At 72.4% G+C, this 15,802-nt stretch carries 12 protein-coding genes and 1 other RNA gene; 9 read left to right on the top strand and 4 right to left on the bottom strand.

The annotated features are described in order from the left end of the window. Positions 1-2,129, bottom strand: a 2,129-nt coding sequence (locus B9S58_RS24090) for an FHA domain-containing protein (RefSeq protein ID WP_146063556.1), incomplete at its 3' end; no start/stop codon positions are given. Positions 2,130-2,604: 475 nt separating this feature from the next. Between B9S58_RS24090 and B9S58_RS24085 the strand changes: the two genes are divergently transcribed. From B9S58_RS24085 to B9S58_RS38495, 4 genes are all read left to right on the top strand, one after another. After that, positions 2,605-4,278 carry a serine/threonine-protein kinase gene (locus B9S58_RS24085; protein WP_103534151.1) on the top strand — a complete coding sequence of 558 codons (1,674 nt, stop codon included), beginning with the start codon at positions 2,605-2,607 and terminating at the stop codon, positions 4,276-4,278. A gap of 196 nt (positions 4,279-4,474) precedes the next feature. Next, positions 4,475-5,722, top strand: coding sequence for a serine/threonine-protein kinase (locus B9S58_RS24080; protein ID WP_103534150.1), 1,248 nt, complete (start codon positions 4,475-4,477; stop codon positions 5,720-5,722). Between the two features lie 139 nt (positions 5,723-5,861). Further along, positions 5,862-6,968 (top strand): peptide chain release factor 2, encoded by a 1,107-nt coding sequence (gene prfB / locus B9S58_RS24075; RefSeq protein ID WP_103534149.1) that lies wholly within the window; start codon positions 5,862-5,864, stop codon positions 6,966-6,968. 332 nt (positions 6,969-7,300) lie between these two features. Continuing rightward, positions 7,301-8,026 carry an LPXTG cell wall anchor domain-containing protein gene (locus tag B9S58_RS38495; RefSeq protein ID WP_219818909.1) on the top strand — a complete coding sequence of 242 codons (726 nt, stop codon included), beginning with the start codon at positions 7,301-7,303 and terminating at the stop codon, positions 8,024-8,026. Positions 8,027-8,240: 214 nt separating this feature from the next. Here the strand turns inward: B9S58_RS38495 and B9S58_RS24065 are convergent, their stop codons facing one another. Then, a complete protein-coding gene (locus tag B9S58_RS24065) occupies positions 8,241-8,441 on the bottom strand; it encodes a hypothetical protein (RefSeq protein ID WP_030087514.1) in 201 nt (66 codons plus the stop codon). A gap of 260 nt (positions 8,442-8,701) precedes the next feature. On the opposite strand from B9S58_RS24065, the gene ftsE reads away from it, so the two are divergent. The 5 genes from ftsE (at position 8,702) to ssrA (ending at position 12,650) form a co-directional block, all read left to right on the top strand. Continuing rightward, the gene (gene ftsE, locus B9S58_RS24060; RefSeq protein ID WP_003968787.1) at positions 8,702-9,391 is read left to right on the top strand and encodes a cell division ATP-binding protein FtsE; all 690 of its coding nucleotides are present in this window, start codon (positions 8,702-8,704) and stop codon (positions 9,389-9,391) included. A 54-nt stretch (positions 9,392-9,445) separates the two neighbouring features. Then, positions 9,446-10,363 carry a permease-like cell division protein FtsX gene (gene ftsX / locus B9S58_RS24055; protein ID WP_103534148.1) on the top strand — a complete coding sequence of 306 codons (918 nt, stop codon included), beginning with the start codon at positions 9,446-9,448 and terminating at the stop codon, positions 10,361-10,363. 68 nt (positions 10,364-10,431) lie between these two features. Further along, positions 10,432-11,625, top strand: coding sequence for a S41 family peptidase (locus B9S58_RS24050; protein ID WP_103534147.1), 1,194 nt, complete (start codon positions 10,432-10,434; stop codon positions 11,623-11,625). 18 nt (positions 11,626-11,643) lie between these two features. Further along, positions 11,644-12,132 (top strand): SsrA-binding protein SmpB, encoded by a 489-nt coding sequence (gene smpB / locus B9S58_RS24045; protein WP_103534146.1) that lies wholly within the window; start codon positions 11,644-11,646, stop codon positions 12,130-12,132. A 130-nt stretch (positions 12,133-12,262) separates the two neighbouring features. Continuing rightward, positions 12,263-12,650: a transfer-messenger RNA gene (gene ssrA / locus B9S58_RS24040) on the top strand. Positions 12,651-12,733: 83 nt separating this feature from the next. Here the strand turns inward: ssrA and B9S58_RS24035 are convergent. Next, entirely contained in the window at positions 12,734-14,470 is a 1,737-nt protein-coding gene (locus B9S58_RS24035; protein ID WP_219818908.1) for a phosphotransferase, read from the bottom strand. Positions 14,471-14,535: 65 nt separating this feature from the next. After that, positions 14,536-15,802: MFS transporter (locus B9S58_RS24030; protein ID WP_258044955.1), on the bottom strand; the 1,267-nt coding region annotated here is incomplete at its 5' end.

The raw sequence follows: 15,802 nt of genomic DNA, 5'->3' as shown, positions 1-15,802 counted from the left end.
TCCACGGCGGCCACCGTCCCGTGTCCCGCGGCCTGCCCGCCCGCCGTGCGCAGCAGGCGCAACGCCGTGGCGACGTCCCCGCTCAGCATCGCGACGGCCCCGCACTCCCGGAAGGCGATGGAGGCCCGGCAGGCGGCCTCGTACGTCGCGGACACAGGTGAGGTGGGGGAGGCGGCCGGGGTCTCGGCCAGGCAGATCAGATGGATCCCGGCCGCCGCGCCCGCCCCGGCCAGCCGCGCCGTGGTCTCGCGCAGCATCGCCGTACCGGGGTCGCCGTCCAGGACGACCACCGTGTGCGGGCCCGTGTGGGCGCGGGCGGCCTCGGCCACCGAGGCCCGGTCCAGATGCGGCCAGCCGGGACCGAGGGGGCCCTCGTCGAGGCGCCGTACCAGCTCGGCCGTACGGGCGGCCGCCTGCTCACGGTCGTACGCGAGGAGCAGCCGGCAGTCCTGCCCGTGCGTCGGGCGCAGATGCGGCAGCCAGCCCAGCCAGGACCACTCGCGCCGCCGTTCTTCCAGCGGGCGGGAGCGGTCGGTGCTGATGAGGACGATCTCCAGGTCGAACGGGGAGTGCAGCGCGGCGAGCTGCGCCACCGTCGCGCGGGCCAGCCCCGCCAGCCGGGCGCGCGGACCGGCGAGCCCCAGCGAACCGGCCTCCCGCAGCCCCACGGTCACCGGCACGGCGGGCACCTCGGCCCGGTCGGTCGTGCCGAGCCGCACCACCAGCGCCTCCGGGTGCTCCGGGTGGCGCTCCCAGAGCCGGGGCCCGGGGCCGAGCGCGGTCAGCAGCACGGCGGCCGGATCCGGCCAGGTGCCCTCGGGGGCGGAGGGCAGCGCGGAGAAGGGAGAGCCGGGGGAGGCCGGGGAGGCGAGATGCCCGGCACCCGACGGACCGCCGGAGTGGTCGGGGGAGCCGGCCGGGGAGCCGTAGGAGCTCGCTGCGGAGCCGTACGTCCCTGGTCCGTACGTCTCCGACCTGTACGTCTCCGGGCTGTACGTCTCCGGTCCGGGTGTCCCTGAGCCGTACGCTCCGGATCCGTACGCCGACGATCCGTGGCCCGCCGGGGCGCCCGGATCGTCCGGGGTGCGGGAAGCGCCGTACGCGTCCGGGCCGGCGGAGGGCCCGGTTCTGCCGGCCCCCGTCTCCGGGCCCGTCGCCTGCTCGCCCTTCGTGCCGCCCTTGAACCGCCTCGCCCAGGCCCCTATGCCGCGCCGGGGCACCGGGGCGTCGGCGAACTCCTCACCGCGGGCGTGGCCGACGTGTCCCGGATACGCGCCCGGCCCGGCCTCGGCGTGCTCCGGCCAGGAGTCCTCGTCGGGGGCGGACGCCGCGGAACCGGCGGACGCGGACGAGGAAGGGGAAGAGGGGTACGGGGAGGCCGGTGCGTCGTACGCGTGGCCGGGACCCTGGCCGCCGTGATCGGGGGTGCGCGTGCCGAAGGGCGTACCGGTGCCGTCGCGCGGGGCGAAGGCACCCGTCTCGGCACGGGTCACCCGCAGGTGTCCCTCGCCGTCCGGGGCGGTCGGCAGCGTCGCCGGACGGGAGCCCGCCGTGAGACGGAGGGCGGATTCGCCGAGCCGCAGCAGCGCGCCGGGGGCGAGCCGGACCGGCCGCTCGCGCACCTCGACGCCGTCCAGGGAGGTGCCGTTCGTCGAACCGAGGTCGGCGACCGAGACCCGGCCGTCGTCGGAGACCGTCACCGTGCAGTGCAGCCGGGAGACGTCCGGGTCGTCGAGCGGCACGTCCGCGTCGGCGGAGCGGCCGATCCGGATCTGCCCGCCGTGCAGCAGGTGGACCCCGCCCGCGTCCGGCCCCGCCACCACGTGGAGCTGGGCCGGCACGGCGTCGTCCGTCGCCTCGTCGTCGCCGGGGACCTGGAGCGAGAGGACCGTACCGTCCACCAGGGGCGGTTCGCCCAGCGCGACGCGGTGCCCGTCCAGCCGCTCCCGTCCGGCGAACAGCACGACCGCCCCGCCGCCCTGGGAGCTCTCGGGCCCCGCCACGGCGGAGGCCAGCTGGGAGGCGACGGCGGCCAGGGCCGTCCCGGCGGGGGCGGTGACGAGCACGTCGCAGGTGCGCGCCGGGGTCTGGCCGCTGCGCGGCGCGAGGACGGTCAGCCGGATCTGCATCGCCGTCAGCGGTCCCTTCTGCGCGGGGGTGCCCGGCAGGGGAAACGCCCTGTGATTCCCCCCACCCGGCACGGACACGTCGTCCGTACAGGTCGTCACGTACCGCGAGACTCCGACCCCGCAGATCCGTGCTGGAGGCATCCTCGCACCTGCCACTGACAACACGCCCGGCGGTCACCTTTAAATGATCTTGAATGGTCGGCTGTGGGCGCAAAAGCGCCTGCTTGCGTCCGGATCCCGACGCTCGGAGGGGTGTACTGGCGGCTGTCTGCCGCACGCCGGCCGGAAACCCGCACTCGTGGCCGACCGTTTGACCGATCCATGGACGGCAGTGCGGCAACCTTCTGCCCGGTCTGCGCGTCTTCCCTCGAAACATGAGCCCCCGGTGCCCCGTTCGGCGGCATTAGAGTGGGCCGGAACATTCGGGCACCCTCTGGGGGACCGCAAGCACCACGATCAGCAGGGAGCGCATGACGTGCGGCCGGTAGGCAGCAAGTACCTGCTCGAGGAACCGCTCGGACGCGGCGCCACGGGCACCGTCTGGCGAGCCCGCCAGCGGGAGACCGCGGGCGCCGAGGCGGCCGTCGCGGGTCAGCCCGGCGAGACCGTGGCCATCAAGGTCCTCAAGGAGGAACTGGCCAACGACGCCGATGTCGTGATGCGGTTCCTGCGGGAGCGCTCCGTCCTGCTGCGGCTCACGCACCCGAACATCGTGCGCACCCGGGACCTCGTCGTCGAGGGCGATCTCCTCGCCCTGGTGATGGATCTGATCGACGGCCCCGACCTGCACCGCTACCTCCGCGAGAACGGCCCGCTCACCCCGGTCGCCGCCGCGCTGCTCACCGCGCAGATCGCGGACGCGCTCGCCGCCAGCCACGCCGACGGCGTCGTCCACCGCGACCTCAAGCCCGCCAACGTGCTGCTCGACGAGCGCGACGGCCAGATGCACCCGATGCTCACCGACTTCGGCATCGCGCGCCTGGCCGACTCCCCGGGCCTGACCCGGACCCACGAGTTCGTCGGCACCCCCGCCTACGTGGCGCCGGAGTCCGCCGAGGGCCGCCCGCAGACCTCCGCCGTCGACATCTACGGCGCGGGCATCCTGCTGTACGAGCTGGTCACCGGCCGCCCGCCGTTCGCCGGGGGCACCGCCCTCGAAGTCCTGCACCGGCACCTCAGCGAGGAGCCCCGCCGGCCCTCCACCGTCCCCGCACCGCTGTGGACGGTCATGGAGCGCTGCCTGAGCAAGGACCCGGACCGGCGGCCCAGCGCCGAGAACCTGGCCCGCGGCCTGCGTACGGTCGCCGCGGGCGTCGGCGTCCACGCGAACTCCGCCCAGATCGCCGCCGCCGACGGCGTGGGCGCCCTGCTCGCCCCCGACCCGGCACCCACGGCCGTCCCGGAGACCCCGGGCGCGGCCGACCCCACGCAGGTGCTGCCGAGCAACGCGGGCTCCTTCGACCCCGCCGCCGCCACCAGCGTGCTCCCACAGACCGGCCCCGGGGGCCAGGGCGGCCCCGGCCAGGGTCCCGGCGGCCACGCCGACCCGACCGCCGTCATGCCGCCCGTGCCGCAGCGCCCCGACGGGCAGCCGCAGCCGGACGTCCCGCACCCCTGGCAGTCGCAGCTCCAGGCGGCCCGCGACCGCAACGAGCAGACCCAGGTCCAGCACCTCGACCCGAGCCAGGACCCGCTGCGCCGCCGCCCGCAGCGCCAGGGGCCGCCGCAGCAGCAGCACCAGCAGCAGCAGCCGCCCCAGCGTCGTCAGCCGCCCCCGCAGCATCAGCAGTACCCGCCGCAGAACCAGCACCAGCCACAGCGCTACCAGCAGCCGCAGCGGCAGCAGTACGCGCCCCCGCAGCCGCAACAGCCCCAACAGCCGGCCGCACGCCCGCCGCGCGAGCCGCGTCCGCCGAGGCAGCGCGGTGCAAACCCGATGCGCATCCCCGGCCTCGGCTGCCTCAAGGGCTGTCTGTTCACCGTGGTGCTCCTGGTCATCGCCGGCTGGCTCATCTGGGAGCTGACCCCGCTCCAGGGCTGGGTCGCCGAGGGCAAGGGCTACTGGGAAGCGGTCGGCGACGCGATCGGCACGGTCACCGACTGGATCTCCACGGTCGGCGACAGCGCCGGCGGCTCGGGCGGAGCCTGACCCGTGACGGCGGGGTAAACCCGCCCGGACCGCTCCGGGGTGAGATCTCGCCCCGTAACTCTGTCCCTTTGTCGACTTCTCCGGGTCTATTTGGCCCGGAGAAGTGAAGGTCGGTGCCATCCAGGGCACGTGACACCCCGAACGCCGCGTAACTTTGTCGGCCGGGGGTCCACCGCCAGCCGCTGAGGGAGCAGTCTTGGCACGGAATATCGGCAGCCGGTACACGGCCCACCAGATCCTGGGGCGCGGCAGCGCCGGCACGGTATGGCTCGGCGAAGGGCCCGAGGGCCCGGTCGCCATCAAGCTGCTCCGTGAGGACCTCGCGTCCGACCAGGAGCTCGTGGGCCGCTTCGTGCAGGAGCGCACCGCCCTGCTCGGACTCGACCACCCGCACGTGGTCGCCGTCCGGGACCTCGTCGTGGACGGCAACGACCTGGCCCTGGTCATGACGCTCGTACGCGGCACCGACCTGCGCACCCGCCTGGACCGCGAGCGCCGCCTCGCCCCCGAGGCCGCCGTCGCGATCATCGCGGACGTCGCCGACGGGCTGGCCGCCGCGCACAAGGCCCAGGTGGTCCACCGGGACGTCAAGCCGGAGAACATCCTGCTCGACATGGAGGGTCCGATAGGCCCCGGTGGCGCCCATCCCGCCCTGCTCACCGACTTCGGCGTCGCCAAGCTGATCGACACCCCGCGCCGCACCAAGGCCACGAAGATCATCGGCACGCCGGACTACCTGGCCCCCGAGATCGTCGAGGGGCTCCCGCCGCGCGCCGCCGTCGACATCTACGCGCTGGCGACCGTGCTCTACGAGCTGCTCGCCGGCTTCACCCCCTTCGGCGGCGGCCACCCCGGCGCGGTCCTGCGCCGGCACGTCACCGAGACCGTCGTCCCGCTTCCCGGCATCCCCGAGGAGCTCTGGCAGCTCCTGGTCCAGTGCCTGGCCAAGGCCCCCGCCTCCCGGCTGCGGGCCTCGGAGCTCGCCGTACGGCTCCGCGACCTGCTGCCCCTGCTGGCGGGCATCCCGCCGCTGGAGGTGGACGAGCCGGACGCGGAGGAGAGCGACCCGCAGCTCCCCGCCTACGACGAGCAGCAGTACACTCCGGCGGCCGACGAGCCCCGCCGCCGTGGGGCGGTCCCGCTGGTGCCCGGCTCCGCCCCCGATTCCAACCGGGACACCCACACGAGCATGCGCGTCCCGGCCCCGGACGAGCTGGCGGGCGGCCCGCTCGGGACGGCCCGCGCCCCCCGCGCCCCGGGCAGGCCCCGGCCCGGTTCCGCCCGCAACAAGGCTGCGGCGGTCCGCAAGCGCCGCATCACCCTCGGTGTCGCCGCCCTCGCCCTCTGCGCTGCCGTCGCGGTCGGCGGCTGGCTGGCCACCGGCGGCGGCGACGGGGATCCGGCCCCCCAGGACAGCGAGAACTCAGCCCCGGCCACCCCGTAGCGGAGCCGCCGGAAGGCCTCGCGACGGAGCATCGGGAACCCGCGCCGCGGAACGCCGGAACCCTCGCCCGGACACCGGGCCGGCAGCCGGTCCCACGGGGGAGGGCAAGCTTCATCCGCCCAGCCGTTACGCTGGACCCGTGGCAGTCGTCGATATTTCCGAAGAGCTGAAGTCCCTCTCCTCGACCATGGGGTCGATTGAGGCCGTCCTGGACCTGGATGCGCTGAGGGCGGACATCGCCGCGCTCGAGGAGCAGGCTGCGGCGCCGTCCCTGTGGGACGACCCGGACGCGGCCCAGAAGATCACCAGCAAGCTTTCCCACCTCCAGGCCGAGGTCCGCAAGGCCGAGACCCTGCGCGGCCGGATCGACGACCTCGAAGTCCTCTTCGAGCTCGCCGCCGACGAGGCCGACGCCGACGCCCAGGCGGAGGCGGAGGCCGAGCTGGAGTCGGTGAAGAAGGCGCTGGACGAGATGGAGGTCCGCACACTCCTCTCCGGCGAGTACGACGCGCGCGAGGCCCTGGTGACCATCCGGGCCGAGGCCGGCGGCGTCGACGCCGCGGACTTCGCGGAGAAGCTCCAGCGCATGTACATCCGCTGGGCCGAGCGGCACAACTACAGGACCGAGGTCTACGAGACCGCCTACGCCGAAGAGGCCGGCATCAAGTCGACCACCTTCGCCGTCCAGGTCCCGTACGCCTACGGCACGCTCTCCGTCGAGCAGGGCACCCACCGCCTGGTCCGCATCTCGCCCTTCGACAACCAGGGCCGCCGCCAGACCTCCTTCGCGGGCGTCGAGGTGCTCCCGGTCGTCGAGCAGACCGACCACATCGAGATCGACGAGTCCGAGCTGCGCGTGGACGTGTACCGCTCCTCGGGCCCCGGCGGACAGGGCGTCAACACCACGGACTCCGCGGTCCGTCTGACTCACCTGCCCACCGGCGTCGTCGTCTCCTGCCAGAACGAGCGCTCGCAGATCCAGAACAAGGCGTCCGCGATGAACGTCCTCCAGGCGAAGCTCCTCGACCGCCGCCGCCAGGAGGAGCAGGCGAGGATGAACGCGCTCAAGGGCGACGGCGGCAACTCCTGGGGCAACCAGATGCGTTCGTACGTCCTGCACCCGTACCAGATGGTCAAGGACCTGCGTACGGAGTTCGAGATGGGCAACCCCGAAGCGGTCTTCAACGGCGAGATCGACGGCTTCGTCGAAGCGGGCATCCGCTGGCGCAAGCAGCGCGAGAAGTAGCCTCGGCGGTACGGAGGTTGGGCCCGGACAGCTGACTGTCCGGGCCCGTTCGCGTTGCGGAGGGGCTGTGCCCGATGCGTCACAGTCGGGCTTCCGAATAGCCGTCAAGAACCCCCATACCGGTGCCTAGTGCACGGAACGGCCTTGACGTAGTCCTTAACTCTGGCCAGGGTGCTAGAGCAGCGTGCGTATCTCCGGGACGGGTGTGAACCGGGGGGGCTGGCGGGGTGACCACGACACGACGTGGCCTTGCCGAGAGCGATTCCCCGAAGAGCCCGTGGCCCGCATACGGCTGCTCCAATGACGAGATCGGCTACTGGGGGTAGCAACACATGACGAAGAAGACGCGTATTCGCGTCGCGCGGATCGCCGCCGGCGCGGTTGTCGCCGCGGGTGCCTCGCTGACCGCGGCCGGTGCCGCGCAGGCGGTCGGCATCGGCATCGGTGTGGACGCCGAAGGCGTCACCGGTGTGCAGGTCCAGGCGGACCTGAACGGGGACGACGACTCGACCACCCCGGAGGAGCCGAGCAACCCGGGCGACCCGGAGGACCCGAACAACCCGGGCGGCCCGCTCGACCCGGAGGAGCCGACGGACCCGGAGGAGCCGACAGACCCGGAGGAGCCCACGGACCCGGAGGAGCCGACGGACCCGGAGGAGCCGACAGACCCGGAGGAGCCCACGGACCCGGAGGAGCCCACGGACCCGGAGGAGCCCACGGACCCCACGGACCCGACAGGCCCGACGGACCCGACGGACCCGACAGGCCCGACGGACCCCACGGACCCCACGGACCCCACGGACCCGACAGGCCCGGTCCCTGACGACGACGCCGGCACCTGCACCGTCGACCTCGACGGCGCCGAGTGCACCGACAACACCGACACCGACAGTGTCGGCAACAAGCCGGTCGAGCAGAGCAAGGGCAAGGAAGAGCTCGCCGAGACCGGTGCAGCCGAGACGACCTTCCTGGTCATCGGCGCCGCGACGATGATCGCGGGCGGCATCGGCTTCCGCATCCTGCCGCGCCTCGTCGGCGGCGGTCGCACGGTCGCCTAGGTCCGTAGCGGACCGTGGTGGACCGTACCGACGCGTAGCGGGCGCAGATCAGGCCCGCACACGGCACGGCACGGCATGACGAAGGGCCCGGGAGGGCGTACGACACCTCCCGGGCCCTTCTGCGCGCCCGAACCGCTCAGGCGGCCGTACGCGTACGTCTGTCAGCCCCGACGGGGCGGGATGCGGGGCGGCCCCGGGGGCCGTGCCGCACGGATCAGGCCGCTTGGTGCGCCAGCAGCGCGAGCGCGGTCAGCAGCACCACCATCAGGGCGATCAGCATGGCCGGGCTCATCCCGGCCAGCGGGCCCTGGCCCTGCTCCTCCAGCATCTGCTGCCGCACGGCACGGCAGACGCGGCAGCGGCCCTCGCTCACGGGCGCCGCGCAGTTCGCGCACACCAGTCGGTCATAGGTCATGCGCATTCCTCCTCCCGCGCGGCGGAGCCGCTTGCCTGCTTTCTCTCCGCACAACGCTCACGGAAACGCAACCGTTCCCCTCACCACTGTGCCAGCTCGCCGCGCATTCGGCGCGGCCCGCCGGACAAGGTCCGGCACGACCCGTTTGGTTCTGTAGGGTGATCCGCCATAAAACGCCCATTGCCGGACGCCGCCTGCACGCGTGAGCCCGGTTCGCGTATGGTCACGCTCACCTACTCCCGGCCGACCGTGGTGCATCCGTGATCCGATTCGACAACGTCTCCAAGACCTACCCGAAGCAGACCCGACCGGCTCTGCGTGATGTCTCGCTGGACATCGAGAAGGGTGAGTTCGTCTTCCTGGTGGGGTCCTCCGGCTCCGGCAAGTCGACCTTCATGCGACTGATCCTGCGCGAGGAGCGCGCCAGCACGGGCATGGTCCATGTGCTCGGCAAGGACCTCGCGCGGCTGTCCAACTGGAAGGTGCCGCAGATGCGCCGCCAGCTGGGGACGGTCTTCCAGGACTTCCGCCTGCTGCCCAACAAGACGGTCGCGGAGAACGTGGCCTTCGCGCAGGAGGTCATCGGCAAGCCCCGCGGCGAGATCCGCAAGGCCGTGCCCCAGGTCCTCGACCTCGTCGGCCTCGGCGGCAAGGAGGAGCGGATGCCCGGTGAGCTCTCCGGCGGTGAGCAGCAGCGCGTGGCCATCGCCCGCGCTTTCGTGAACCGCCCCATGCTGCTGATCGCGGACGAGCCGACCGGCAACCTCGACCCGCAGACCTCGGTGGGCATCATGAAGCTGCTGGACCGGATCAACCGGACCGGCACCACCGTGATCATGGCGACCCACGACCAGAACATCGTCGACCAGATGCGCAAGCGCGTCATCGAGCTCGAGCAGGGCCGTCTCGTACGTGACCAGGCACGCGGCGTGTACGGCTACCAGCACTGACCGAGGGGCTCCGGCCTCTCGCGCATTTCGAGCATCGAGTACTGAAAGGACGCCATGCGCGCCCAGTTCGTCCTGTCGGAGATCGGCGTCGGTCTCCGCCGCAACCTCACGATGACCTTCGCGGTCGTGGTCTCCGTCGCCCTCTCGCTCGCCCTGTTCGGCGGTGCGCTGCTGATGCGCGAGCAGGTCAGCACGATGAAGGACTTCTGGTACGACAAGGTCAACGTCTCGATCTTCCTCTGCAACAAGAACGACGCCAAGGACATGCCCAAGTGCGCCAAGGGGGCTGTCACCAAGGAGCAGAAGGACCAGATCAAGACCGACCTGGAGAAGATGGACGCCGTCGAGACCGTCCACTTCGAGACGGTCGACGAGGCGTACAAGCACTACCAGGAGCAGTTCGGCGACACCCCGATGGCGGGCAACATCACGCCCGACCAGATGCAGGAGTCGTTCCGCGTGAAGCTGGACGACCCGCAGAAGTACAAGGTCGTCGCGACGGCCTTCGCCGGGCGGGACGGGGTGCAGTCCGTCCAGGACCAGCGGTCCATCCTGGACCAGCTCTTCGAGTTGATGAACGGCATGAACGCCGTCGCTGTCTACGTGATGATCCTGATGCTGGTCATCGCGTTGATCCTGATCGTCAACACCGTACGCGTCTCCGCGTTCAGCCGGAGACGTGAAACGGGCATCATGCGCCTCGTGGGAGCCTCCGGCTTCTACATCCAGGCCCCCTTCATCATGGAGGCGGCCGTCGCCGGCCTGATCGGCGGCGTGCTGGCCTGCGCCATGCTGCTCGGCGGCCGGTACTTCCTGATCGACGGCGGCCTCGCGCTCCAGGAGAAGCTGAACCTGATCAACTTCATCGGCTGGGACGCGGTGCTCACCAAGCTCCCGCTGGTACTCGCGATCGGTCTGCTGATGCCGGCGATCGCCGCTCTCTTCGCGCTGCGCAAGTATCTGAAGGTATGACATACGCCTCCTGGGGCGCACGGGCGATCGCCCGTGCGCCCCAGGAGGCTTGTCCTAGACTCGTCGCCATGTCGGGCTCCGCGCACCGCTTCGGGCCCCGCGGCCTTCGCCGCGGGGCGGCCCTGACATTGGTCTTCGGGTGTGCTCTCGCCACCGCCGCCGCGACCGGTTCGCTGCCGCGGGACCCGGATTCCGGTCCCGGGCCCGGGACGCACACCCGTGCCGTCTCCTCGACCGTCGCCCCGGTCGACCGCGACGAGATCGAGGACGCCGCCGCCGCGGCCGAGGCCGACGGTAAGTCCGTGAAGGCCGCCGCCGAGGAGGTCGTCAGCCGCAGCGGGGACCGCTGGGGGGCGGTCTACGACGAGCGGGAGTACGAGGAGTTCGAGCAGGCGCTGGACGGTTCCTACACCGGCGTCGGGCTCTCCGCCCGGCGCACCGCGCACGGCGAGGTCAGCGTGTCCCGCGTACAGGCCGGCGGTCCCGCCGACCGGGCCGGCATCCGTACCGGTGACCTGCTGCGCACCCTGGACGGCCGCGCGGTCGGCAAGCGCCCCGTCTCGGAGGTCGTCGCGTTACTGCGCGGTGACGGTACGGGAGCGGCCGAGGGCAGCCGGGTGGAGCTCGGTCTGGTCCGGGAGGGCCGGAGCTGGACCAGGACCCTGCGGCGGGCCCGGCTGACCACCGAGGCGGTCACCGTGCGGCGGCTGGGGGCCGAGCCCTCGTCGGCGGTCCTGATCAAGGTCGCCGCCTTCACCAAGGGGGCCGGGGCCGACGTCCGGGACGCGGTCCGGGACGTCCCTGACGGGGCCGGGATACTCCTCGATCTGCGCGCCAACTCCGGCGGACTCGTCGCCGAGGCAGTCGTCGCCGCCTCCGCCTTCCTGGACGGCGGGCTGGTCGCCACGTACGACGTACGCGGTCAGGAGCAGGCTCTGTACGCCGATCCGGGCGGTGACACGGACCGGCCGGTCGTCGTTCTGGTCGACGGCGGCACGATGAGCGCCGCCGAGCTGCTGACCGGTGCGCTCCAGGACCGGGGGCGCGCGGTCACCGTCGGATCGCCCACCTTCGGCAAGGGCTCCGTGCAGATGCCCAGCGAGCTTCCGGGCGGTTCGGTCGCCGAGCTGACCGTCGGCCATTACCGCACACCGGCGGGCCGCAACGTCGACGGCAGGGGCATCACACCCGACCTCGTGGTGCGGGAGAGGGCCCAGCAGCGGGCCGAGACGGTATTGAGTGGCCTCGGGGGTGGGTCGTAGTGCGAAAATGACCGCACTATGGCGAAGGAAAAAGACACCGGGCGCAAGATGATCGCGCAGAACAAGAAGGCGCGGCACGACTACACGATCCTCGACACCTACGAGTGCGGCCTCGCCCTCATGGGGACGGAGGTCAAGTCCCTGCGCATGGGACGGGCCTCCCTGGTCGACGGCTTCGTCCAGATCGACGACCACGAGGCCTGGCTCCACAACATCCACGTACCCGAGTACGTCCAGGGCACCTGGACCAACCACGCGGCCAAGCGGAAGCGCAAGCTGCTGCTGCACCGGGCCGAGATCGACAAGCTGGAGTCGAAGTCCCAGGAGAGCGGCCACACGATCGTGCCGCTCGCGCTGTACTTCAAGGGCGGCCGGGTCAAGGTCGAGATCGCGCTCGCGAAGGGCAAGAAGGAGTACGACAAGCGGCAGACGCTCCGCGAGAAGCAGGACACGCGGGAGACGAACCGCGCCATCTCGGCGGCCCGCCGGCGGCAGCGCAGCGCCTGAGCGGGGCCCGTCCGGGGCCCGTCCGGGCGGGGCCGGTGTCCGGACAGGAATACGGTGGCATCGTCCGGCGTTGGTCACGTACGATGGGCCATGCACCCCAGCGAGGGTGTGCGGATTGAAAAATCAACATGGGGATGATCGGTTTCGACAGCGGATGTCGAAGCAGGGGAAGCGAGTCGAGGAAGCGGCAATGATCTCGTAAACCATATGTCGCAAACAATAATCGCCAATTCCAAGCGCGATTCCTCCGCCTTCGCCCTCGCTGCCTAATTAGCAGCTAAGCGAAGACTCTGCGGAGTGTCAGCCCGGGGGTGATCCCGACCCGGATCCTGGCATCAACTAGGGATCTAAACTTCTCGGCCCGGCCACGGGGCCGAGAAGGAAATCAAACAGTGGCTGGGCCTGTCGGAGGCTTGTTCGTGTGACCTCCGGGGCCGAGAAAAGCGCAGCGAACTGCACTCGGAGAAGCCCTGGTTCCGCACCGTTGGACGCGGGTTCGATTCCCGCCATCTCCACCACCCCATGTAAGCCTCCGCCCCGCGAGTTCACTCGCGGGGCGGAGGCTTTTCTCGTGCCGGGACGCATCCCGTGCAGGAAAGCGTCAGGGCTCCAGTACGGGGTCGGCGAGGGCGGCCCGGCTTCTGCGACCGCACTGGCCCGAGACCTTGTCGACCGTGATGCGCAGCCGCAGCACTTCGGTGACCGGTACCTCGAACGCCCGCTCCTTGCCCAGGGACAGCGTTCCGGAGGCCAGGATCTTGCCGTCGCCCAGGAGGGTCACCTTGCCCTGTGACTGGGGCGAGCTGTCCGAGATGCCACCGGTGAAGCGGAGGGTGGACCAGGCGCGCCCCAGGTTGTACTCGGTGGAGTGCCTTCCCATGCAGGGCAGGCCCACGCTCAGCGCCGTGTCGAAGCTCCGGGTGTTCAGGACGACCGGCTCCGTGGCGAAATCGATGCCGTCGACCGGCGTCAGCGCGGTCAGGGACTGAGGCTGCGGGTCGACGGGCGTGGCTGAGCTGTCGGCGTCCGGGGTGCCGGAAGGGCCGGCCGTCGGCGTCCCGGGTGATTCCGACGGGGTGCCGGGCTCGGGGCTCGGCTCCGCCGTGGGGCTCTCGGTGGCCGTGCGGGTCGCCTCCGGACGCTTGCCGGAGGCGGTGTCGCCGTCACCGTCGCCCGAGGCCAACCGGGAGCCCAGGACTCCGCCGGTCACCAGCAGCGCCACGGCTGTCGCCGCGCCCAGCGGCAGCAGGTACTTCGGGCGGGGGCGCCTCGCGTCCGGCGCTGTCACGGGCACCGGAGGCTGCGTCGGCAGTGGCTGCGGCGCGACGTAATGCGGGCGCGCGGAGGGCGTGGCCCCCGGCGGCACGGCCCCGACCGGAGCGGCCCCCGGCGGCGGGGTCGTGGGCGGGGGAGGGGCCGTGGCGGTGCGGGCGCGGGACGTCGTCGTGACCACCGCCGGGCGCAACTGCCGTACCCATCCGGTCAGCGACTCCGGCCGGCGGGCCGGGTCGGCGTCGTACAGCGTGAGCAGGGCGGTCCGCCGCTCGGGCGGCAGGCCGGCGACCTCCGGCAGGGCGATGAACCGTTCGCGCAGCTGCTCCGGGGCCGCGGGCGGGGTCTCGCCGCTGAGCAGGAAGTAGGCGATGGCGCCGAACGCGTACCGGTCGGCCGCAGGGGAACGTACGCCCTCGTGCACCTCCGGTGCCGCGAACCCGGGGGTGAACCAGACCTCGGTCGTGCGGTGTTCGGGGGCGAGCTTGCTCAGCCCGAAGTCGACCAGCGTGGCCTGTCCGTCGGCGTCGACCATCACATTGCCGGGCGACAGGTCGCCGTGCACCACCACGCGGCCCGACGGGGTGGCGGTGCCCGAGTGGAGCCGGTCCAGCACCTCGGCCAGCTGCTCCAGGCAGCGGACGGCCTCGCGCCGCTCGGCGGGCGTCTCCAGGGTGCGTTCGGCCCGCCAGTCCCGCAGGTCCAGGCCCTCCACGTGGTTCATCACCAGGTAGAGACAGCGGCCGGTGCTCTCCTCGGCCCGGCCCGGGGGGTGCGGGGGCGGGCCCTCGAAGTGCTCCCGTACGCCGATCACGCCGACCCGGTGCACGAAGCGGAGCAGTTCCGCCTGGTCGCTCCAGGCGGCGCTGATCCGGGCGAAGCCCTCGGCGGTCATGGTGGTGCGGGTGTCCAGGACCTTCACCACGACGGGCTCGGCCTCCCCGGACAGCTCCAGGTCCGCGAGGTAGAGGACCGCCTCGCCGCCGCGTCCGATGGACCGCCGCAGCCGGTAGCGGTCGGGAGCCGAGTCCGGTCCGACGCGCAGACCTCCGGTCGTGGTCGCCATGCGAGAAGTCCCCCCGGTACGCGTGAACAGCGGCCGGATCAGCCTCTCCCAGCCATCGGTCCGGGTCAACTCCGCTTCGGGTTCGTCGCCTTGGTCTGCCGTGCGGGGTGGGACGAGGCCGTCGTGACCGTCCCCGCGCCCGCGATGACCAGGGCGAGGGCCGCCGCGGACATCGGGGCCGCGTAGCCGGGGACCGTCCCCGCGTGTTCCACCAGCCAGCCGCCTGCCGCCGCCCCGGCCGCGACCCCGCCCAGCAGCGCGGTCACCGAGAGCGTCATGCCTTCGTTCAACTGCTCAGGGCGGGTGGCCCGTTGGACCAGCGTCATGCCCGTGACCATGGTCGGCGCGGTCGCCGCCCCCGCCAGCAGCAGGCAGAACGCCAGGACCGGCAGCGAGGCCGAACCGGCGGCGGCCAGCAGCGGCAGGGACATCAGCGCCGTCATCCCGGCCAGGCACAGCAGCAGCCTGAGGCGGACGTTCCGGGCGGGCCGCAGCGAGCCGTAGACCAGGCCCGCCGCGCACGACCCCGCCGCCTGGAGCGCCAGGATCGCGCCCCCGGCATGCGCGATGGAGACGACCTCCAGCGCCCCGAACACCGCACCCGTGGCGAGGAAGACCGCCAGCAGCGCGGGCATTCCCGGCGTGCGCAGGGGCGGGACCACGGTCTTCGTGCGGGGGGTGACGGGCGGCTCCGTGGCGCGCTGGGCGCCGAGGATCAGGACGCCGGTCATCAGGAGCGCCGCCCCCACCAGGGTGCCCGCCTCCGGGAACACCATCCCGCAGAGCGTCGCGGCCAGCACCGGGCCCAGCATGAAGCACAGCTCGTCGGCGGCCTGCTCGAAGGAGTTCGCGGTGTGCAGGGCCGCCGGATCGCCCCGGCGCAGATGTGCCCAGCGGGCCCGTGCCATCCCGCCGGTGTTCGGGGTCGTCGCGGTCGCGGCGTACGCGGCGAACAGCGTCCACGCCGGGGCCTCGTAGTGCACGCAGAGCACCAGGGCCAGCGAGCCCAGCACGGCGAGCGCGGTGGCCGGCACGGCGATCCGGGCCTGCCCGAAGCGGTCCACGAGCCGGGCGGTGAAGGGCGCGACGACCGCCGTCGTCGCCAGACCGGTCGCGGTGACGGCCCCGGCCAGGGCGTACGAGTCCCGGGAACCGGCGATCATGATGATGGCGCTGACGCCGAGCATCCCCATCGGCAGCCTGGCGATCAGACTGCCCGCCGTGAACGCCCGGGCCCCGGGCGTCGCCAGCAGCCGCAGATACGGGTTCGAGGGCCGCCGCCGCCCGGTGCTCCCGGGCGCGGAGCGCGGGGCGGCGACCAACTGGCCGCCG

Origin of the sequence: Streptomyces sp. SM11 (assembly GCF_002910905.1) — a bacterium.
In the GTDB taxonomy this organism is placed as follows: Bacteria; Actinomycetota; Actinomycetes; order Streptomycetales; family Streptomycetaceae; genus Streptomyces.
This window is presented reverse-complemented; position numbering and strand designations above follow the sequence as displayed.